This is a genomic window from Stenotrophomonas sp. YJH_SMC_122 (genome assembly GCF_059369535.1).
Genome location: NZ_JCAFST010000002.1, coordinates 70,552 through 89,737, shown reverse-complemented (window position 1 = coordinate 89,737; position 19,186 = coordinate 70,552). Strand labels below are relative to the sequence as shown.

Annotated in this window: 18 protein-coding genes; 7 read left to right on the top strand and 11 right to left on the bottom strand. The window is 66.1% G+C overall.

The window, feature by feature from the left end:
• Positions 1–85 precede the first annotated feature (85 nt).
• The 3 genes from adh to AC5P66_RS03960 all read left to right on the top strand — a co-directional run bounded on the left by adh (position 86) and on the right by AC5P66_RS03960 (position 3,273).
• Positions 86–1,627: an aldehyde dehydrogenase gene (adh, locus tag AC5P66_RS03970; protein ID WP_005421161.1), complete on the top strand. Its 1,542-nt coding sequence runs from the start codon at positions 86–88 to the stop codon at positions 1,625–1,627.
• Between the two features lie 75 nt (positions 1,628–1,702).
• Positions 1,703–2,731, top strand: coding sequence for an alcohol dehydrogenase AdhP (adhP, locus tag AC5P66_RS03965; protein ID WP_005421163.1), 1,029 nt, complete (start codon positions 1,703–1,705; stop codon positions 2,729–2,731).
• 149 nt (positions 2,732–2,880) lie between these two features.
• Positions 2,881–3,273: a hypothetical protein gene (locus AC5P66_RS03960; protein WP_099485886.1), complete on the top strand. Its 393-nt coding sequence runs from the start codon at positions 2,881–2,883 to the stop codon at positions 3,271–3,273.
• A gap of 75 nt (positions 3,274–3,348) precedes the next feature.
• On the opposite strand, the gene ligD is transcribed toward AC5P66_RS03960, so the two are convergent.
• The 3 genes from ligD to AC5P66_RS03945 form a co-directional block, all read right to left on the bottom strand.
• Positions 3,349–5,835: a DNA ligase D gene (gene ligD, locus AC5P66_RS03955; RefSeq protein WP_495216089.1), complete on the bottom strand. Its 2,487-nt coding sequence runs from the start codon at positions 5,833–5,835 to the stop codon at positions 3,349–3,351.
• A 3-nt stretch (positions 5,836–5,838) separates the two neighbouring features.
• Complete coding sequence (gene ku, locus AC5P66_RS03950) at positions 5,839–6,759, bottom strand: non-homologous end joining protein Ku (protein ID WP_495216088.1); 921 nt, start codon at positions 6,757–6,759, stop codon at positions 5,839–5,841.
• Positions 6,760–6,922: 163 nt separating this feature from the next.
• Complete coding sequence (locus AC5P66_RS03945) at positions 6,923–7,321, bottom strand: hypothetical protein (protein WP_049413394.1); 399 nt, start codon at positions 7,319–7,321, stop codon at positions 6,923–6,925.
• Positions 7,322–7,467: 146 nt separating this feature from the next.
• Here AC5P66_RS03945 and AC5P66_RS03940 point away from each other — a divergent pair, with 146 nt between their 5' ends.
• On the top strand, positions 7,468–7,812 hold the full coding sequence (locus tag AC5P66_RS03940) for a hypothetical protein (RefSeq protein ID WP_049408878.1): 345 nt from the start codon (positions 7,468–7,470) through the stop codon (positions 7,810–7,812).
• A gap of 81 nt (positions 7,813–7,893) precedes the next feature.
• Here AC5P66_RS03940 and AC5P66_RS03935 read toward each other — a convergent pair whose 3' ends face one another.
• Entirely contained in the window at positions 7,894–9,987 is a 2,094-nt protein-coding gene (locus AC5P66_RS03935) for a TonB-dependent receptor family protein (protein ID WP_099495967.1), read from the bottom strand.
• 171 nt (positions 9,988–10,158) lie between these two features.
• Here AC5P66_RS03935 and AC5P66_RS03930 point away from each other — a divergent pair, with 171 nt between their 5' ends.
• The 3 genes from AC5P66_RS03930 to AC5P66_RS03920 all read left to right on the top strand — a co-directional run bounded on the left by AC5P66_RS03930 (position 10,159) and on the right by AC5P66_RS03920 (position 13,533).
• On the top strand, positions 10,159–11,361 hold the full coding sequence (locus AC5P66_RS03930; RefSeq protein WP_049438653.1) for an amino acid aminotransferase: 1,203 nt from the start codon (positions 10,159–10,161) through the stop codon (positions 11,359–11,361).
• A gap of 339 nt (positions 11,362–11,700) precedes the next feature.
• Positions 11,701–12,717 carry a class 1 fructose-bisphosphatase gene (locus tag AC5P66_RS03925; RefSeq protein WP_049438869.1) on the top strand — a complete coding sequence of 339 codons (1,017 nt, stop codon included), beginning with the start codon at positions 11,701–11,703 and terminating at the stop codon, positions 12,715–12,717.
• A 108-nt stretch (positions 12,718–12,825) separates the two neighbouring features.
• Complete coding sequence (locus tag AC5P66_RS03920; RefSeq protein WP_099542793.1) at positions 12,826–13,533, top strand: 2OG-Fe(II) oxygenase; 708 nt, start codon at positions 12,826–12,828, stop codon at positions 13,531–13,533.
• Between the two features lie 55 nt (positions 13,534–13,588).
• Here AC5P66_RS03920 and AC5P66_RS03915 read toward each other — a convergent pair whose 3' ends face one another.
• The 7 genes from AC5P66_RS03915 to exbB form a co-directional block, all read right to left on the bottom strand.
• Complete coding sequence (locus AC5P66_RS03915; RefSeq protein WP_099485357.1) at positions 13,589–14,680, bottom strand: PA0069 family radical SAM protein; 1,092 nt, start codon at positions 14,678–14,680, stop codon at positions 13,589–13,591.
• Between the two features lie 99 nt (positions 14,681–14,779).
• The gene (locus AC5P66_RS03910; protein WP_100477381.1) at positions 14,780–15,523 is read right to left on the bottom strand and encodes a pyridoxine 5'-phosphate synthase; all 744 of its coding nucleotides are present in this window, start codon (positions 15,521–15,523) and stop codon (positions 14,780–14,782) included.
• Positions 15,524–15,532: 9 nt separating this feature from the next.
• Positions 15,533–15,802 carry a hypothetical protein gene (locus AC5P66_RS03905; protein WP_049438866.1) on the bottom strand — a complete coding sequence of 90 codons (270 nt, stop codon included), beginning with the start codon at positions 15,800–15,802 and terminating at the stop codon, positions 15,533–15,535.
• A 40-nt stretch (positions 15,803–15,842) separates the two neighbouring features.
• A complete protein-coding gene (gene cls / locus AC5P66_RS03900; RefSeq protein WP_049413411.1) occupies positions 15,843–17,303 on the bottom strand; it encodes a cardiolipin synthase in 1,461 nt (486 codons plus the stop codon).
• Between the two features lie 157 nt (positions 17,304–17,460).
• Complete coding sequence (locus tag AC5P66_RS03895) at positions 17,461–17,874, bottom strand: ExbD/TolR family protein (protein WP_005411740.1); 414 nt, start codon at positions 17,872–17,874, stop codon at positions 17,461–17,463.
• 3 nt (positions 17,875–17,877) lie between these two features.
• Positions 17,878–18,303, bottom strand: a complete 426-nt coding sequence (locus AC5P66_RS03890; RefSeq protein ID WP_005421196.1) for an ExbD/TolR family protein — start codon at positions 18,301–18,303, stop codon at positions 17,878–17,880.
• 61 nt (positions 18,304–18,364) lie between these two features.
• Positions 18,365–19,126 (bottom strand): TonB-system energizer ExbB, encoded by a 762-nt coding sequence (gene exbB, locus AC5P66_RS03885; protein WP_005411738.1) that lies wholly within the window; start codon positions 19,124–19,126, stop codon positions 18,365–18,367.
• Between the last annotated feature and the right edge of the window lie 60 nt (positions 19,127–19,186).

Sequence of the window (19,186 nt, the reverse complement as noted above, 5' to 3'; positions counted from 1 at the left end):
CGCCGCAGCACCGGCGGGATTGGCACGCTCGTTGCGGTAGCCGGGCAGGTCCCGGGTTGTCCGGGCCATCCAAGGAGTGCCCCCGATGAATGCCGTTGCTTCAATCCCGCCCTCGCCCTCAACCGACCCGGCCGGTCCCGGCACGCTGTTCAAACCCCGCTACGACAACTACATCGGTGGCCAGTGGGTGGCACCGCGCAGCGGCCAGTACTTCGACAACATCACGCCGATCACCGGCAGGGTGCTCACCTCGGTGGCGCGCTCCAACGCCGACGACATCGAGGCCGCGCTGGATGCGGCCCATGCCGCCAAGGAAGACTGGGGCAGGCGCTCCACCGCCGAGCGCGCCAACCTCCTCAACCGCATCGCTGACCGCATCGAGCAGAACCTGGAACTGATCGCGCGCGCCGAGACCTGGGACAACGGCAAGCCGATCCGCGAAACCCTCAACGCCGACATCCCGCTGATGGTCGACCACTTCCGCTATTTCGCAGGCGTGGTGCGCGCGCAGGAAGGCAGCCTGTCGGAGATCGACAAGGACACCGTGGCCTACCATTTCCACGAACCGCTGGGCGTGGTCGGCCAGATCATCCCGTGGAACTTCCCGTTGCTGATGGCGGCCTGGAAGCTGGCCCCGGCGCTCGCCGCCGGCAACTGCGTGGTGCTCAAGCCGGCCGAGCAGACCCCGGCCTCGATCTTGGTGCTGATGGAGATCATCGGTGACCTGCTGCCCCCGGGCGTGCTCAACATCGTCAACGGCTTTGGCCTGGAAGCAGGCAAGCCGCTGGCCAGCAGCCCACGCATCGCCAAGATCGCCTTCACCGGCGAGACCAGCACCGGCCGCCTGATCATGCAGTACGCCAGCCAGAACCTGATTCCGGTGACGCTGGAACTGGGCGGCAAGTCGCCCAACATCTTCTTCGCCGACGTGATGGCCGAGGACGATGATTTCCTCGACAAGGCCGTGGAGGGCTTCGTGCTGTTCGCGCTGAACCAGGGCGAAGTGTGCACCTGCCCGTCGCGTGCGCTGGTACAGGAATCCATCTACGAGCGTTTCATGGAACGGGTGCTCAGGCGCGTGGCCGCGATCAGGCAGGGTGATCCGCTGGACCCGGACACCATGATCGGCGCACAGGCCTCCGCCGAACAGCTGGACAAGATCCTCTCCTACATCGACATCGGCAAGCAGGAAGGGGCCGAAGTGCTGATCGGTGGCGAGCAGAACACCCTGGGTGGCGACCTGGCCGGTGGTTACTACGTGAAACCCACCGTATTCAGGGGCCACAACCGCATGCGCATCTTCCAGGAGGAGATCTTCGGGCCGGTGGTAGCGGTGACCACCTTCAAGACCGAGGAAGAAGCTCTGCAGATCGCCAACGACACGCTGTACGGCCTGGGTGCCGGCGTGTGGAGCCGGGACGCCGCGCGCCTCTACCGCATGGGCCGTGCCATCCAGGCCGGGCGCGTGTGGACCAACTGCTATCACGCCTACCCGGCGCACGCCGCATTCGGTGGCTACAAGCAGTCGGGCATCGGCCGCGAGAACCACCGGATGATGCTCGACCACTACCAGCAGACCAAGAACCTGCTGGTCAGCTATTCGCCGAAGAAGCTCGGCTTCTTCTGATGGATTGATCGGGATCAAGGCGCAGGCATGGGGCCGGCGCCATCCTGTCTGCAAGCGCACTACGGAGAAGCATGCATGAACAGAACCATGAAGGCCGCCGTCGTCCGTGAGTTCGGCAAGCCACTGGTCATCGAGGAAGTCGTGGTACCGCGCCCGGGGGCGGGCGAGGTGCTGGTCAGGATCGAGGCTTGTGGCGTCTGCCATACCGACCTGCACGCCGCCGAGGGCGACTGGCCGGTGAAACCGAACCCGCCGTTCATCCCCGGCCACGAGGGCGTGGGGCACGTCGTGGCCGTGGGAGGCGGGGTAGGGCACGTCAAGGAAGGCGACAGGGTCGGCATCCCCTGGTTGTACTCGGCGTGTGGTCATTGCGAACACTGCCTGGGTGGCTGGGAAACGCTGTGCGAGACGCAGCGCAACACCGGCTACTCGGTCAACGGCGGCTTCGCCGAGTACGCACTGGCCGATGCCAACTATGTCGGCCTGCTTCCGAAGGACGTGGGCTTCGTCGAGATCGCGCCGGTGCTGTGCGCCGGCGTGACCGTCTACAAGGGCCTGAAGGTCACCGACACCAAGCCCGGTGACTGGGTGGCGATTTCCGGCATCGGTGGCCTGGGCCACATGGCGGTGCAGTACGCTCGCGCAATGGGCCTGAACGTGGCCGCGGTGGACGTGGACGATACGAAGCTTGCACTGGCGCGCCAGCTGGGCGCGCAGGTCACCGTCAACGCGCGCACCACCGACCCGGCCGCCTTCCTGAAGAAGGAAATCGGTGGCGCACACGGTGCACTGGTCACGGCGGTGTCGCCGAAGGCGTTCGAGCAGGCACTGGGCATGGTGCGCCGTGGCGGCACTGTCTCGCTCAATGGCCTGCCGCCCGGCAACTTCCCGCTGGATATCTTCGGCATGGTGCTCAACGGCATCACCGTGCGCGGCTCGATCGTCGGTACCCGGCTGGACCTGCAGGAATCACTGCAGTTCGCCGCCGAGGGCAAGGTCGCGGCCACGGTCAGCACCGACCGCCTGGAAAACATCAACGACGTGTTCGCGCGCATGCATGCGGGCACCATCGAAGGCCGCGTGGTGCTCGACTTCGCCGCCTGACCGCCTGTGCATGGCCGCCGTCGCTCCGTCCCCCTCTCCCACGGACGCGGCGGCCATGCCGATTCATCGGATCGGATCCACACACATTTCGGTAGTGCCGGCCGTTGGCCGGCATGCCGGGTTCTCCGCCGCAGCCGTACAATGCGCGCATGCCTGGCGTGCTCAAGACCCTGTTCCTGTCCATCGTTGCCCTGATCGGCGGCGTGCTGTCGCTTGCGCTGGTCAGCAGCGTCGCCAGCTGGCTGCCACCGTTGCTGGGCCTGTCGCCGGACAACAACAGCGTGCAGCTGGGCTGGGATCTCGCCTTCAGCGTGCTCGGTGGCATCGCCGGGGTTTCCTTTGCCACCTATTACGCGCCCTGCTGGCCGCGATCGCACGGCTTCTCGATCTGGTCGCTGGTCGCGCTGGGCTGTGGCTACGCAATGTGGACGGCCGGTGCGGATTTCCCGTTCTGGTTCGTCATTTCACTGCTGGCGTCACTGCCGTTGCAACTGCTGGCCGGCTGGTGGTTCGGCCGTCGTCCCTCGCGCGATGCAAGGTGATGCCGCCCCTGTAGAGCCGAGCCCGTGCTCGGCTTTCATGCACATCGACACAGGCAGCCGAGCATAGGCTCGGCTCTACAGGTCCATGCGCGGCAACGTCTGCTTCAGCCGCGCGATACCGTGCCAAGGGTCCGCCTTCAGCCGCTTCGCGCGCGCCAGCGCCTTGCCCATGGGAAATGCGTCGGCGGCATTGATGCGAGCCAGTTCATCCCAGCGCAGCGGTACTGCCACGCCAGCGGAATCGCGCGCACGCAACGACCACGAGCACACACTGGTGGCACCCCGCGTATTGCGCAGCCAGTCGATGAAAATGACGCCACCACGCTTGGCCTTGCTCATTGTTGCCACGTAGCGGTCCGGCGCCCGCTCCGCCATCGCCCGGGCGAACGCCTCACAGAACGCCTTGGCCTGTTCCCAGTCAGCCTTGGGCCGCAGCGGCACCACCACATGCACGCCCTTGCCCCCGGACAGCCGCACGAAACTCTTCAGGCCGGCTTCCTGCAGGCGGTCACGGACATCACGCGCAGCGGCTTTCACCTCTGCCCAGCCCACCCCTTCACCGGGATCGAGATCGAACACCAAGCGATCCGGGTGCTCGGGATCGGCCACGGTCGCGCCCCACGGATGCAGCTCCAGGGTGTTCATCTGCACCAGTTGCAGCAGGCCCCGCACATCGTCGATGTAGACGTAGTCCTCGCGGCCGCTCTTCTGCTGCAGGGGCACCGCGTGCACGGCATCGCCCAGGCCGGGGCCATGGTGCTTCTGGAAGAAGCAGGCCTTGCCCACGCCATCCGGGCAGCGCAGCAGTGACAAGGGCCGCCCGGCAATTTCGGGCAGGATCCAGCGCGCCATGCGCTGGTAGTAGTCCGCCACGTCGCCCTTGCTGAGCTTCTGCCTGGGGAACACCACCCGCTCCGGATGGGTGATCTGGACCTCGCCCCCGGCTTCAGCACTCGATACGGCCACTCCCAGGTCCTCCTTCTGCTTGTCGCTGCGCAGCCGCTTGAAACTGGCCTGGCGCAGCAGGCCTTCCTTGCCCCAGCCACGGAACGCCACCTCCGCTACCGTCACCGGCTTCACCCAGCGAACGCTGGCGGCGCGGAACGGCACATGCGCGGGCAGTTCCAGCACCGGCGTCCTCACCGCCAGTGGCTGCAGTGCCTTGAGCAGCGCGCGCAGGCTCTCGTCGTCGAAGCCGGTGCCGACCCGCCCCACATAGCGCAATCCGCCGTTGTCCGGCGTGGCGAGAAGCAGCGAGCCGAACCCTATCCGGGAGCCCTTCGGTGCCGTGTAGCCGACAATCACGAACTCGTCGGTGTCTTCATGCTTCACCTTCACCCAGCTGCGTGCACGGGTGTTCACGTAGGGCGCATCCACCTGCTTGCTGACGATGCCTTCGAATCCCGCCTTGCCGCTGGCATCGAATACCTGCGGGCCATGGTCGATCACGTGCTCGCTGAAGGCCAGGGTTCCGGGCGTGGGTCCGATGAGATCCTTCAGCAGCGCCTTGCGCTCCAGCAGCGGTGAACGACTGATGTCCACGCCGGCCACACCCGGCAGATCGAACACGATGTAGCGCAACGGTTGCTTCGAACTCCCGTCGATCACGCGCTGCAGCGCGGCGAAGTCGCTGCGTCCATCCCGGTCCAGCACCACCAGCTCGCCGTCCAGTCGCGCATCCGTCACCGGCAGTGCCTGCACGGCCTGTACCACCTCGGGGAAATCACCGGTCCAATCCAGGCCGTTGCGGGAGCACAGCGTCACCTTGCCTTCGTGCAGATCGGCCAGCAGGCGATAGCCATCCCACTTGATCTCATGCAACCAGCGCTCGCCGTCCGGTGCACTGTCGCGATGATCGGTCAACTGTGGCTTGAAGGCACGCGGGTAGGGCGTGTCACGCGCGCCGTCCAGGTTCAGCGCTCGCGCATGCCAACGCGCATCGGCCTTGCGGGTCGCCGATCGTGCAGCCGGTGCGGCGCGCGTTGACTTGCCCGCCGTGCGCTTGCTCACTGCGGATGTGCGTTTCGGCATGGGGGATTGGAGCAGATCATCTGCTTCGGCATCACGCGCTTCCTCGTCGTCGCGTTTGATCAACAGCCACTGCAGCTGGCGTCCCTTCATCGCTGTGCGCACCAGCTTCCAGCCGCCGGCCAGGCGTTGCCCATGCAGCACGAAGTCGATCTTTCCCGCTGCCAGTGCCTGCAGTGGATCGCCTTCGCAGGCCCATGTGCCGTGATCGAAGACCTCCACGTGGCCAGCGCCATAGTGGCCTTCGGGAATATCTCCTTCGAAAACAGCGTAGGACAGCGGATGGTCTTCCACTTCCACGGCCAGCCGCTTGTCACCAGCGCGAAGCGAAGGACCCTTCGGCACCGCCCAGCTTTTCAGCACACCGTCCATCTCAAGGCGGAAGTCATAGTGCCGCGAACTGGCATGATGCAGCTGTATGACAAAGATCGGCCGCCGCTTCGGGTTGCCGTGTGCGGGTGTGTCGTCAGGTTCCGGTGTCTGCCCGAGGCCACCGCCAAGCCGGCGCTTTCGCCGGTACTGGTGCAACGACATGGCTCAACCTGCCTTGCGCCGTGCAGCGGTTTTCTTTGCGGCCTTCTTCGTTGCCTTCTTTGCGGCTTTCTTTACCGTCGGCTTGGTGGCTGCTTTCCGCGTTGCCGTCTTCTTCGCCGGCGTACGCTTGTTCGCGTCCAGGCTCTTCTGCAGCAGCGCCATGAAATCGACCACGTTGGTGGTGGCATCCTCGCGCGGTACAGGCTCATCCTCCACCCGGGCGGTACCGCCCTTGGACTTGATTCGCTTGTTCAGCACCTGCTGCAGGCGCTCGCGGAATTCGTCGTGGTACTGCGACGGATCCCAGTCTCCGGACATCGACTCGATCAACTGCTCGGCCATCGCCGTTTCCTTGCTGCTGATGCGGTAATCGGCGAGCTTCCCGGTGGGCAGCTTGTAATCTTCGGGATCCACCAGTTCCTGCGGATAGCGCAGGATCATCAGCACCAGCGCGTCCGCATGCGGCATCACCGCGCACAGGTATTCGCGGGTACGCACCACCACCCGGGCGATGCCCACCTTGCCGGTACTGCGCAATGTCTCGCGCAGCAGCACGTAGCCCTTTTCGGCCTTCTTGCCGGGCACCAGCAGGTAGGGTTTCTCGAAGTAGCGCGGGTCGATCTGCGCGGCGTCCACGAACGATTCCACCTCCACCGCTTCGTGGCTTTCCGGTGCCGCAGACCGGATATCGCCTTCCTCCAGCACGACATAGCTGCCCTTGTCGTACTCGTAGGCTTTGACGATATCCTTCCATGGCACTTCCTCGCCGGTATCGGCGTTGACCCGCTCGAAGCGGATCGGCTTGCGGTCGCGGGAGTCGAGCATGCGGAACTGCAGATCGACCTTGCGTTCGCCTGACATCAGCGACACCGGCACGTTGAGCAGGCCAAACGACAGCGTGCCGGTCCAGATCGGGCGGGCCATGAGCGTACCTTTGGCGGGGCAGGGCATCCAGCTTCGGATGGACGGTGTAAACCACCCGTGTCGATACCGTGCACGTGGGTTCTACGAAGAACGGTAGTGCCGGCCGCTGGCCGGCAGAGCTCGCGGCCTGAAGTTTCCTGAGGTTGCCGGCCAGCGGCCGGCACTACTGCAGCAACGGCCTCACCGCCACCGCAGGAATATGATCCAGCGCGCGCCAGGCGTCTTCCACCACCGGCCGTGCCTGCGACCAGCTCAACCGCGACTGCCCGCGCATCTGTTCCCAGTGTTCGGCCAGTTCCTCGCACGTATCCGCGGCGTCACCGCGCGGCCAGTCGGCAGCGTGGGTGGTCAGTGCGAAGGCATAGACCGGGCATAGATCGCGCCAGTTGCGGTGGTTCTGCCCGCGACGCTCTTCGTAGTCGCTGAGCATGTACTGCAGGTAGTCCTGTGCCACCGCCTGCGGATCTTCATGGCGGCGCGTGCGGCGTTGTGCGGTGCGCTGGCCGAGCGGATCGAGCAGGGCGTTGAACACGGACGGTGCGGGTCGTTCAAGACGGGGCATGGCCGGCTCCTGCAGCGGGGGCGGGTGGGCAGGAATACGCGCGGTGCCGTTACCGGGGGGTGAGCGAGATGTTCATGACGCCGGGTTCGCGGCGGCTTTACCTGTGGCGCGGTGTAGTGGGAACCCCGAGCGCAGGTAGCCAGACCATGAGCCGAGAGACCTCCCGAGACCCGTTGCGGGAAAATCACCCGCCCATTCCCGGCGAGCAGCGTGGCAAGCGCGACGCCGACAACGCGGACTACCGTGGCACCGGCGCACCGTTCTTCGATGCCGAGCACGGGAGCGACCATCTGCCGGTGAAGCACGAGGCTGAACAGGCGGCCCAGGACCGCAAGGATGGCGGCGACCGCCATCGTGGCGGCCAGGAAAGCCCGCTCAAGCGCCGCGAACGCAAGCAACGCGCCAGCGACAACCAGGACGAAGCGCTGGAGGAGACCTTCCCGGCCAGCGACCCGACCTCGCCGTTCGTACCGGCCAAGGCCCCCGACTGACCGGTAGTGCCGGCCGCTGGCCGGCAACGTCTGGGCTGCCCTGCACAGAGCGATGCCGGCCAGCGGCCGGCACTACCACTTCTAATGCCACGACCACTGCAGGCCAATATTGGCTCGCCGTCCCGGTCCCGGCTCATAGAAGCGCCCATTGCCGTCGTTGACGATCACCGAGCCGATGTAGGCCTGGTCCAGCACGTTCTCCAGCCGGGCGAAGGCGCGCAGCTCGCCGCCCGGCAGGCGCCAGCGGTGGCCGGCTTCCAGATTCAGCAGTGCGTAACCCGGTGCACGTTCGGTGGCCACGTCGTTGACCACGGTGTCGCTGCTGGCGGCGGCCTCCAGTGCCCACTGCCAGTCGGCCGGCGTCCACCGCAGCCGGGCAAACGCCTGCTGGCGCGGTACCCCGGGCAGGCGGCTGCCTGCAGCAACCACGCTGTTCGAGGTCAGGTACGGCGAGCGCACCTGCGCCTGCAGCCAGGTCCATGCCAGCTGCAGTTCCAGCTGTTCGGCCAGCGGCTGCCGGTAGTGCAGTTCCACGCCCTGGCGGCGGGTGCGGCCGATGTTGCGATAGGTGCTGCGTCCGCCGATGTTGCTGGCAACTGCCAACTCATCGTCGGTATCTGCGCGGAACAGGCTGATATCGAGCTGGGTTCCGTTTTGTGCATGCCATTTGCTGCCCACCTCCAGGCTGCGGCTGCGCGCCGCCGCCAGATCCAGCGCCAGTCCCGCCTGGCCGTCGGCGCGATACCCCAGCTCGTTGAAGGTGGGCGTCTCGAAGCCGCGGCCCACGGAAGCATGCAGGCGCCACTGCGGGCTGGCCTCGAAGCTGATCCCGGCCACCGGTGTGGTCGCCTGGTAGCGGCGGTGGCCACTGTCATCGGGGTTGGCGCCGACGATGTAGCGGTCGTCGGATTCGAAGCGCACCGCGCTGTGACGCACGCCGGCCAGCAATGACCAGCGCGGGCTCCACTGCCACCAGGCCTGGGCGAACTGGTCCACGTTCTGCACGACGTCGATCTGGTCACGGCGTAGGCGCCCGCGCACGCCCAGGATGCTGCCGATGAAGTTCTCGTAGCCGGTGCGATGCTGGCGCTGGCGGTCTGCGCTGAGCCCGGCCACCAGATCCAGCGGCCGGCCGGCCAGGTCGCCGTGCCAGCCCCAGCGCGCGTCCAGCCCGCCATAGCCGCCCTGCAGATCGATCACTCCGCCGGCATGCAACGGGCTGTTGGCCTGAGCTGCCGGCGGGATCGGCAGGTACTGGCGTACCGCGCGCTGGCCGGCATAGCCCATCAGCTGCCAACGCTGCGGCCCGGCTTCACGGGTCCAGCGCAGGCCGGTCTGCTGCTGGCGCACCGATTTACGGGTGTTGTACTGGTGCGCCACGGCGGTGGCCTGGCGCGGATCGGCCGCCACCTGGGCACGGCTCAGGCCCAGCGGGTCCTGCGCATCGGGGGCATCCAGCGCATTGAGCAGCAGCTCCAACCGTCCACCGCCCAGATCACCACCGATACGCGCAGTGAGCGATTCGCGGCGGGCACGGCTGTGGTCCCGCCAGCCATCGGTACGGAAGTGGTTGGCGGCGATGTTGTAGTCCAGCCCGCGGCCGGCCCCCTTCAGCTGCGCGCCGACGCTGAGCGTGCTGTCGGCGCCGGCGTTCACGCGCAACCGCCACGGATCGCCGGCCTGGCCCTGCGCACTCCAGACCTGCAGCACGCCGCCGGAAGAGTTGCCGTACAGCGCCGAGAACGGCCCGCGCAGCACGTCGATTCGCTCGGCGCCGAGCAGGCTGGCATGTGACAGCTGGCCCTGACCGTCAGGCATGGTGGCCGGCACGCCGTCGATCAGCACCCGCACCCCGCGCACGCCAAAGGTCGAGCGTGCGCCGAAGCCACGGATCGACAGCTGGGTGTCCTGCGCGAAGTTCTGGCGGTCACGGGCGACCAGGCCCGGGACCCCGGCCAGCGCCTCGGACAGCTGTGCACCGACGCCAGCCCGGCCGGCGTCGATCCAGACCGTGTCCTGGCTGGCCGGCAGCGCGAACGGGTCGATGCCGGGCACGCGTGCGGCCTGCACCTGCACGCTGGGCAGGGCGGTCGGCGCGGGCTCGGCCAGCGCCGCCCAAGGCGACAACAGCAGGGCAGCGAGCGGCAGGCAATGGCGTCGTGCAGCAGGATTCATGATTCAGGTTGATGGATCGGGCGGCAACGCACGCCATGGTACGGGGCTGCGGATGACGATGGCGGCGGCCAGCCCCGGCAGGCTTTGTTACGATGGGCTGTTTCCGGCTGCAAGGCCGCAGACCGCGTAGCGCACTTCCTCCCCCTTTCCGTCTACCGAACGAGTACCGCCGTGTCCTTCTTTGCAAACGTGGAACTGGTCCCAGGCGACCCGATCCTGGGCCTGACCGAGGCGTACAACGCCGACAGCCGCCCGACCAAGGTCAACCTGGGTGTGGGCATCTACTACGACGAGAGCGGCCGCATCCCGCTGCTGCGCGCCGTCAAGCAGATCGAGCAGCAGCTTGCCGCTGAAGCCAAACCGCGCGGCTACCTGCCGATCGACGGCCTGCCGGCATACACGCAGGCCACGCGAGAGCTGGTATTCGGCAAGGACTCGCCGCTGCTGGCCGCCGGCCGCGTCACCACCGCACAGACCGTCGGTGGCAGCGGTGCGCTGCGCGTCGGCGCCGACGTGCTGAAGAAGCTGCTGCCGCACGCCACCGTGGCGCTGAGCAACCCGAGCTGGGAGAACCATCGCGCGGTGTTCAGCGCCGCCGGTTTCGAGGTGCTGGATTACACCTATTTCGACCCGACCACCCATGGGGTTGATTTCGACGGCATGCTGGCCGACCTCGGCAAGCTGGAAGCCGGCACCGTAGTGCTGCTGCATGCCTGCTGCCACAACCCCACCGGTGCCGACCTCACGGTCAGCCAGTGGAAGCAGGTCGCGCAACTGCTGAAGGACAAGCAGCTGTTCCCCTTCATCGACATGGCCTACCAGGGCTTCGACAAGGGCATCGAGCAGGACGGCGCCGCCGTGCGCATCATCGCCGAAGCCGGCATCGACAGCTTCATCGTCGCCAACTCGTACTCGAAGTCGTTCTCGCTGTACGGTGAGCGCGTGGGTGCGCTGTCGATGGTGGCGCCGACCGCCGCGGACGCCAAGGCCGTGCAGTCGCAGGTCAAGCGCGTGATCCGCACCATCTACTCCAGCCCGTCCACCCACGGTGCTGCGCTGGTGGCCGGCGTGCTGACCAATCCGGAACTGCGTGCGATGTGGGAGCAGGAGCTGACCGAGATGCGCGAGCGCATCCACGCCCTGCGCCAGGGGCTGGTCGAGAAGCTGGCCGCCGCCGGCGCGCCGCAGTTCGGTTTCATCAACGAACAGGCCGGCATGTTCTCCTATTCCGGCCTGAGCCGCGAACAGGTCGAGCGCCTGCGCGACGAGTTCGGCATCTACGCCGTCGGCACCGGCCGCATCTGCGTGGCCGCGCTGAACCAGAACAACCTGGAATACGTCGCCAAGGCCGTGGCCACCGTCGCCAAGGCCTGAAGCAACACTGCACTGGTTTGAGAACAAAGGCGCCGAAGGGCGCCTTTGTTTTTGCTCCTGCTTTGCCTTTGCCACACTCTCCGCGCTCGCGGCGAACCCTGAAGCGCAGGGCGAGGCACACCGTGGCCAGGACCGTGAGGCGCATGGATGCGCCGATCGAGCCCCCATGGATGGGTTTACGGCGTGTCCTGGTCACGGTGTGCCTCGCCCTGCGCCTCCATGAAGGAGTGCGCCGACAGCGCAACGCATCTGGAAACGATTACGCCTGCCCGCGCTCACGCACGCCCCCGCCAGACGGGCCACAATAGGCGTTTTCCCGCTGCCGAGACCTGCCCGCCCATGTCCCGTACTTCGTTGACCCGCTTCCTGATCCAGGAACAGCACGCCGGCCGCATCAACGCCGACCTGCGCCAGCTGATCGCGGTCGTCGCCCGCGCCTGCACCAGCATCTCCATCGCCGTCAGCAAGGGCGCCCTCGGTGGCGTGCTGGGCGATGCCGGTACCGGTAACGTGCAGGGCGAGGCACAGAAGAAGCTGGATGTGATCAGCAACGAGATCCTGCTCGAAGCCAATGCCTGGGGCGGCCATCTCGCTGCCTGCGCCTCGGAGGAAATGGACCATAGCCAGCCGGTGCCGGACATCTATCCGCGCGGTGATTTCCTGCTGCTGTTCGATCCCCTCGATGGCAGCTCCAACATCGACGTCAACGTCTCCGTTGGCACCATCTTCTCGGTGCTGCGCTGCCCGACCAACGTCGAACTGCCGGGCGATGACGCGTTCCTGCAGCCGGGCAGCAAGCAGATCGCCGCCGGCTACTGCATCTACGGGCCCAGCACCCAGCTGGTGCTGACCGTCGGCCACGGCACCCACGCCTTCACTCTGGACCGCGAGAAGGGCGAGTTCGTGCTGACCACCGAGAACATGCAGATTCCGGCGGCCACCCAGGAGTTCGCCATCAACATGTCCAACCAGCGTCACTGGGAAGCGCCGATGCAGGCCTACGTCAGCGACCTGCTGGCAGGCAAGGAAGGCGCGCGCGGCAAGAACTTCAACATGCGCTGGATCGCCAGCATGGTGGCCGACGTGCATCGCATCCTGACCCGCGGCGGCATCTTCATCTACCCGTGGGACAAGAAGGATCCGTCCAAGGCCGGCAAGCTGCGCCTGATGTACGAAGCCAACCCGATGGGCCTGCTGGTCGAACAGGCCGGCGGCGCCGCCTCGACCGGCCGTGAGCGCATCCTCGACATCCAGCCTGATCAGCTGCACCAGCGCGTGCCGGTGTTCCTCGGTTCGCGCGAAGAAGTGGCCGAAGCGGTGCGTTACCACCACGCGCACGACGAAGCGAAGGGCTGACGGCTCGACGCCTGACGACGGTCATGGCAGTTCGATGACATGACCGCAGGGTGACACCGCGGGCGGCAAACGGCACCATCAAGCCGTTGCCGCCGAAGGAATGCACGCATGCACGAGCAGGGCCCGGTCGATTTCATCGAAGTCATCCACAACGCCGTCCCCAGTGAGGTCTGCGCGGCCATCGTCGAGCGCATGCGTGCCACGCGTGGCCTGCTGCCCGGTGCGGTAGGCAGTGGCGTGTTCCCCGAGCTCAAGCACAGCAAGGATCTGCGCATCAGTGGCCTGGACGGCTGGCAGGACGTCGACCAGCAGCTGCAGCTCGCGGTGTTCAACGGCCTGCTGACTTATCTACGCCGTTATCCACAGGCGTTGATCGCGCCGCTGATGTTGCAGATCCAGGACAGCAACGGCCAACCGCGACGCCTGTCTGCCGAGGACTTCCCCGACATGCCGCAGCAGCAGCTGGCCGAGCTGGCCCGTACCTGCCTGCGCCCGGGTGCGATCAACCTGCAGTGGTATGCGGCAGGTGAGGGCGGCTACCCGTACTGGCACTGCGAGCTGTACCCGAAGGATGCGCAGGCCGAGACCCTGCACCGGCACGTGCTGTGGACGCTCTACCTCAACGACGACTTCGACGAAGGCGAGACCGAGTTCCTGTTCCAGGGCCGCAAGATCGCGCCACGCACCGGCAGCCTGCTGATCGCCCCGACGGCGTTCACCCACACCCATCGCGGCAACCGGCCACAGGGTGGCGACAAGTTCATCGCGACGAGCTGGATCCTGTTCCAGAGTGCGCAGAAGTTGTTTGGAGGGTGACGCAGAACTGCTCGTCGGCCTTGATGTAGAGTCGAGCCATGCTCGACTGATGGCCTCAGAACAACGATCCCTGCGGCGAATCCTTCTTCGGCGGCAACGGCTTCTGGAACCGGCTGCAATCCAGCTTCGGCCAATGGCTGTTCTGCGCATTGAATCCCAACCGCTTGCGCGCCAGCTTGAAGCGGTTGTTCAATAGATCGGCATACACGCCCTGGCCCCGCATGCGCGTGCCGAACCGGCTGTCGTAGTCCTTGCCGCCGCGCAGCTGCTGGATGGTGCTCATCACATGCGCGGCGCGATCGGGATGATGCGTGTCGAGCCAGTCGCGGAACAGTGGTGCCACTTCCAGCGGCAGGCGCAGCAGCACGTAGCCCGCGGTGCTCGCACCTGCGTCGTGTGCGGCCTCCAGCACGGCTTCCAGCTCGCTGTCGTTGATCCACGGAATCACCGGCGCCACCATCACGCCCACCGGGATACCCGCATCATGCAGGCGCTTCATCGCGCGCAGCCGTGCATGTGGCGCTGATGCACGCGGTTCCAGCTTCGCGGAGAGATGCGGGTCCAGCGAGGTCACCGAGAAATGCACGCTGACCAGGTTCTCCGCGGCCAGCGGCGCAAGCAGATCGATATCGCGCTCGACCAGTGCGTTCTTGGTGATCAGCGAGAACGGATGCCTGGTCTCCAGCATCACTTCGATCAGCTGGCGGGTCAGTTTGAACTTGCGCTCGATCGGCTGATACGCATCGGTGTTGATGCCCAGCGCGATCGGCTGCGGCACGTAACCTGGTTTCGACAGTTCCTTGCGCAGCAGCTGAGGCGCATTGGTCTTGGCGAACAGCTTGGTCTCGAAGTCCAGGCCCGGCGACAGGTTCAGATAGGCATGCGAAGGGCGCGCGAAGCAGTAGGAACACCCATGCTCACAACCGCGATACGGGTTCACCGACTGGCTGAAGCCGACGTCCGGCGAAGTGTTGCGGGTGATGATGCTGCGCGCGGTTTCGGCGCGTACTTCGGTGCGCAGGCGCGGGGCGAGGAACTCTTCGCTTTCGTCGACCGCCCAGCCGTCGTCCACCGCCTCGCTGACGGTGCTTTCGAAGCGCCCGGCAAGGTGGGACGTGGAACCTCGGCCCTTGATCGCAATACCCATTGCGGCAGGGTACGTCGTGGCCGTCTCAATGGCTGCGACGGCCGCCTGAAGGGTTCAGCGGGATGCTGAGCCGAGCCCATGCTCGGCTGCATCCATCGGTCACAGCAGGGCCAGATAGCCCCGCACGGTGGCATCCAGCCCGTCATACAGTGCCTCGCCGATCAGCGCATGGCCGATCGACACCTCCAGCACGTCCGGCACGTGGCCCAGGAAATCGCGCAGGTTGTCCTGCGACAGGTCGTGCCCGGCGTTCACGCCCAGGCCCACTGCCTGCGCCCGCCGCGCCGCAGTGGCGAACAGTTCCAGCATCGCCGCAGCGTCGCCCGCCGCATGCGCCTCCGCGTAGGGGCCGGTATACAGCTCGATGCGATCGGCACCGACCTCGGCCGCCTGCTCCAGCAACGGGTTGCCCGCGTCGACAAACAGGCTGACCCGGCAGCCCATGGCTTTCAGCGCCGCCACCAGCGGACGCAGGCGCCCGGCGTCCCGCTCGAAATCGAAGCCGTGGTCGGAGGTGATCTGGCCGTCGCCGTCGGGCACCAGGGTGGCCTGCGCCGGACGGGTCTGTTCGCACAGCGGCAGCAGCCCCGGGTAGCCCTCGCGCGGCGGCGCGAAGGGATTGCCTTCGATGTTGAACTCGACCCCACGCGCGCGGGTCAGGGTGGACAGGGCCAGCACGTCCTCGGCGGTGATGTGGCGGCGGTCCGGCCGCGGATGCACGGTGATGCCATGCGCGCCGGCATCCAGGCAGGCCTGGGCGGCGCGCACCACGTCCGGTTCGGCACCGCCGCGCGAATTGCGCAGGACGGCGATCTTGTTGACGTTGACGCTGAGCTGGGTCATGGAACGGAACTACTTGGAAAGAGGGGACGGATCGTTGTCGTTGGCGTCATCGTTGCGGCGCGCCTGGGCCTGCTCGCGCAGGCGGCGCAGTTCCTCGGCATCGATCAGGGTGGCCGGGTCGCGCTGCAGGTCGCCGAAACGGGCCACGTAACGACCGCGTACCCAGGCCAGCAGGAAGGCGAGCGCCGCCAGCAGGCACAGGGTCATCAACCCTGCGCTCGGGGTCTTCAGCGCGAAGGCAAAGCAGCCCAGCGCCAGCAGCAGGTACAACCAGTACATAGTCGAGCTCCCCGGATGATCGCCGCAGTGTAGCGCTGCGTCAGAGCAGCGGCGAGGCCAGCCGGGCGAAGGCCTCGGGCAGGCGGTGCAGCCACAGCGAGCGCCCGGCCTGGTCATGCACCCGGGTGGCGCGATCGAATTCACCCTGCAGCAGCTCGGCCAGCGCCGCCACGCGGTCTCGGTCGCTGATCATCATCGACAGCTCGAAGTTCAGGCGGAAGCTGCGGTGGTCGAAGTTGGCACTGCCGACAATGCAGACGTCGTCGTCGGCGATGAACGCCTTGGTGTGCAGCATGCGCGGGCCGTACTCGTAGATCTTCACGCCGGCATGCAACAGCTCGTCGAAGTACGAGCGCGCGGCCTGGGTGACGAACCAGGAATCGCTCATTTTCGGTACCAGCAGGCGCACGTCCAGGCCGCCCAGCGCGGCCGAAGTCAGCGCCATCCGCGCCGCTTCACCCGGCACGAAATAGGGCGTCACCAGCCACACCCGCTCGTGCGCTTCCTGGATCGCGGCGACGTGCAGCCGGTGGATCGTCTCCCAGCCCGAATCCGGGCCGGACACCAGTACCTGCGCGTTGATCGCGCCATCCCCGCGCAGCGGCATATCGGCCGGCCACAAGCGGGCGATATCCATCCGCGAGGGTTCCTGGCCACTGGCGTAGAGCCAGTCCTCGGCGAACACCAGCTGCAGGCTGCGCACCACATGACCGCGGATGCGCATGTGCAGGTCGCGATAGGCGTCGGGCCTGCGGCTTTCGTCTTCCTCGTCGGTGATGTTGATGCCGCCAGTGAAGGCCAGGCGGCCATCGACAATCACCAGCTTGCGGTGCGTGCGCAGGTTCAGCCACGGGCGCTTGAACGGTTTCAGCAGCTGCCGCGGGTGGAACCAGATCGCTTCACCGCCGGCCTCGAGCAGGGGCTGCAGGAAACGGCGGGGCAGGGCGGATGAGCCCACCGCATCCAGCAGCAGGCGCACCTGCACACCGGCACGTGCGCGCTCGACCAGGGCATCGCGCAGGGCGGTGCCTGCGTGATCCGGATTGAAGATGTAGTACTCCAGATGGATGTGATCGTGCGCCTGTGCAACGGCTTCCAGCAAGGCCGCGTAGGTCGCCGCACCGTCCACCAGCCAGGTCACTTCGGTGGCACTGCTTGGGGCCAGTCCGGTCGTGGCCTGGGCAACCTTGGCCAGTTCGGTGCAGTCCGAATCGGGCGGGCAGACATCGCTGTAGTGCTCCATGCCCGAGCGTGCACGGCCACGACGCAGCCGTTGCCGCTTCACCTTCTGCGGGCCCAGCAGGTAGTAGATGAAGAGCCCGAGATAGGGCAGCAGTGCCAACGAAAGGATCCAGCTCAGCGTGGCCACCGGCTCGCGCTTCTGCAGCATGATCCAGCCCGCCAGCGCGAACAGGTACAGCAGGTAGGCCACCGCCAGGATCGTGCCGAGGTGGGCGATACCGTCGAGCCAATGGCGCAGGGAATCGAAGAGGGCGAGCATGCGCCGATCATAGCGGGCGCGTGCTCCCTGATGGGGCCAGATCCCTTTTCCTGCAGAAAGGGATCTGACCCCGACTGCATCCCACAAACAAAAAAAACGCCCCTGTCTCCAGGGGCGTCTGCAGTCGCGTCATGACTGTTGTATTGCGGTGTCGCGTTTACTGCTGCACAAAACCGATCTTCTTCATCTGAGCGTTCTTCGCGGCGGCCAGAACCTTGGCCATCACGTCGTACTCGGAATCCGGGCTGGCGTCGATGCGCAGTTCCGGCTGGTTGGTCGGGTCACGCTGGACCTCCTGCTCCATCCGCTGCTGCAGCTCGCTGGTATTGATCGGGCTGTTGTTCCACGAGACCTGGTTGCTCGCGTCGATCTTCAGTTCGATCGGCGGCGGCGGTTCGACCAGCTGCGGCGGTGGGTTGAGCACGCGCTGCGGCAGGTCCACGGCGATCGGGTACGTCATGATCGGCGCGGTCACGATGAAGATGATCAGCAGAACCAGCATCACGTCCACGAGGGGCGTGACGTTGATGTCTGCCATGGGGCCCTTGCCACCACCACTACTGAATGCCATGGCTTATTGCCCCTTTTCTTTGGTCGCAACGAAGCCGACGTCCAGCATGCCCTGTTCCTGCGCGACCTTGGTCAGGTCGTTGATGACGCGCATCTTGGTGGTGCGGTCACCACGCAGGTTCAGCGGCGGCTGCGGGGTCTGCTGTGCGGCGGTGGCCAAGCGGGACTCGAGAGTCTGCTTGTTGATTTCTTCGTCGTTCCAGTAGATCGAGCCGTCTTCCTTGACTGCCAGCGTGATCGGGTTCGGACGCTTTTCAGCATCTTCCGGCTTCTGGATCAGGTTGGCTTCCGGCAGATCCACCTTGACCTTGTGGGACATCAGGGGCGCCGTGATGATGAAGATGATCAGCAGCACCAGCATCACGTCCACGAGGGGCGTAACGTTGATGTCGGCCATGGGGCCGCCGCTGTTACCACTACTGAAAGCCATAACGGGCTCCGTCTAGATCTTGGTGACTACTTACTTCGTCGCTGGGTGACGCGCGCCGCAATTAGCGGACGCGCGAACCGGTGGCGAAGAAGTCGTGCAGGTCGTGCGCGAAGGTATCGAACTTGCTGATGGTCGCGCTGTTGATCTTGCTGAAGAAGTTGAAGGCGAACACGGCCGGGATTGCGACGAACAGACCGATCGCGGTCATGATCAGCGCTTCACCCACCGGGCCGGCAACGGCGTCGATCGAAGCGGAGCCGGTGGCACCGATCTTGATCAGCGCGCCGTAGATGCCCCACACGGTACCCAGCAGACCGACGAACGGAGCGGTCGCGCCGACGGTGGCCAGCAGGGTCATGCCCGACTGCAGCTTGTTGCTTTCGCGGGTAACGGCCTGACGCAGAGCGCGGTCGACGAACTCCGAACGGCTCAGGTTCTCACCGACGCCGCCGGTAGCACCGCCTTCAGCGCGCTGGTGGTGGGCAGCTGCCTGGGCAGCGTCCAGGGCGATCTTCGAGAACGGCTCCGAAGCCGGCTGCTCTTCCATCGCACGGATGGCGTCCTGCGCGTTCGGGGTGTCCCAGAACAGGCTGACGACGCGATCAGCGGCGCTCTTCAGGCGGGTGGCACGGAAGATGTTGATGACGGTCCAGTACCAGGACATGGCCGACATGGCGATCAGGGTCAGCAGCACGACCCAGGAAACCGCGAAATCACCCGGCTTGGTGGTCATTTCGTGGATCAGGTGCTCGAAGCCCATCTGCGACAGGGCGTTGGACGGATTGCCCCCGGCAGCAGCGGCGATGAAAATTTCCTGCAGCATGACGCTTACCTTTGTTGTGTGTGGTGATAAAGGGTGTAGCTAAGCTAAACAATCGAACCG

Bases quoted from the DNA above. Each gene is read 5' to 3' on its own strand.
- adh (WP_005421161.1), top strand. From the start codon at position 86: ATGAATGCCGTTGCTTCAATCCCGCCCTCGCCCTCAACCGACCCGGCC.
- adhP (WP_005421163.1), top strand. From the start codon at position 1,703: ATGAACAGAACCATGAAGGCCGCCGTCGTCCGTGAGTTCGGCAAGCCA.
- AC5P66_RS03960 (WP_099485886.1), top strand. From the start codon at position 2,881: ATGCCTGGCGTGCTCAAGACCCTGTTCCTGTCCATCGTTGCCCTGATC.
- ligD (WP_495216089.1), bottom strand. From the start codon at position 5,835: ATGTCGTTGCACCAGTACCGGCGAAAGCGCCGGCTTGGCGGTGGCCTC.
- ku (WP_495216088.1), bottom strand. From the start codon at position 6,759: ATGGCCCGCCCGATCTGGACCGGCACGCTGTCGTTTGGCCTGCTCAAC.
- AC5P66_RS03945 (WP_049413394.1), bottom strand. From the start codon at position 7,321: ATGCCCCGTCTTGAACGACCCGCACCGTCCGTGTTCAACGCCCTGCTC.
- AC5P66_RS03940 (WP_049408878.1), top strand. From the start codon at position 7,468: ATGAGCCGAGAGACCTCCCGAGACCCGTTGCGGGAAAATCACCCGCCC.
- AC5P66_RS03935 (WP_099495967.1), bottom strand. From the start codon at position 9,987: ATGAATCCTGCTGCACGACGCCATTGCCTGCCGCTCGCTGCCCTGCTG.
- AC5P66_RS03925 (WP_049438869.1), top strand. From the start codon at position 11,701: ATGTCCCGTACTTCGTTGACCCGCTTCCTGATCCAGGAACAGCACGCC.
- AC5P66_RS03920 (WP_099542793.1), top strand. From the start codon at position 12,826: ATGCACGAGCAGGGCCCGGTCGATTTCATCGAAGTCATCCACAACGCC.
- AC5P66_RS03915 (WP_099485357.1), bottom strand. From the start codon at position 14,680: ATGGGTATTGCGATCAAGGGCCGAGGTTCCACGTCCCACCTTGCCGGG.
- AC5P66_RS03910 (WP_100477381.1), bottom strand. From the start codon at position 15,523: ATGACCCAGCTCAGCGTCAACGTCAACAAGATCGCCGTCCTGCGCAAT.
- AC5P66_RS03905 (WP_049438866.1), bottom strand. From the start codon at position 15,802: ATGTACTGGTTGTACCTGCTGCTGGCGCTGGGCTGCTTTGCCTTCGCG.
- cls (WP_049413411.1), bottom strand. From the start codon at position 17,303: ATGCTCGCCCTCTTCGATTCCCTGCGCCATTGGCTCGACGGTATCGCC.
- AC5P66_RS03895 (WP_005411740.1), bottom strand. From the start codon at position 17,874: ATGGCATTCAGTAGTGGTGGTGGCAAGGGCCCCATGGCAGACATCAAC.
- AC5P66_RS03890 (WP_005421196.1), bottom strand. From the start codon at position 18,303: ATGGCTTTCAGTAGTGGTAACAGCGGCGGCCCCATGGCCGACATCAAC.
- exbB (WP_005411738.1), bottom strand. From the start codon at position 19,126: ATGCTGCAGGAAATTTTCATCGCCGCTGCTGCCGGGGGCAATCCGTCC.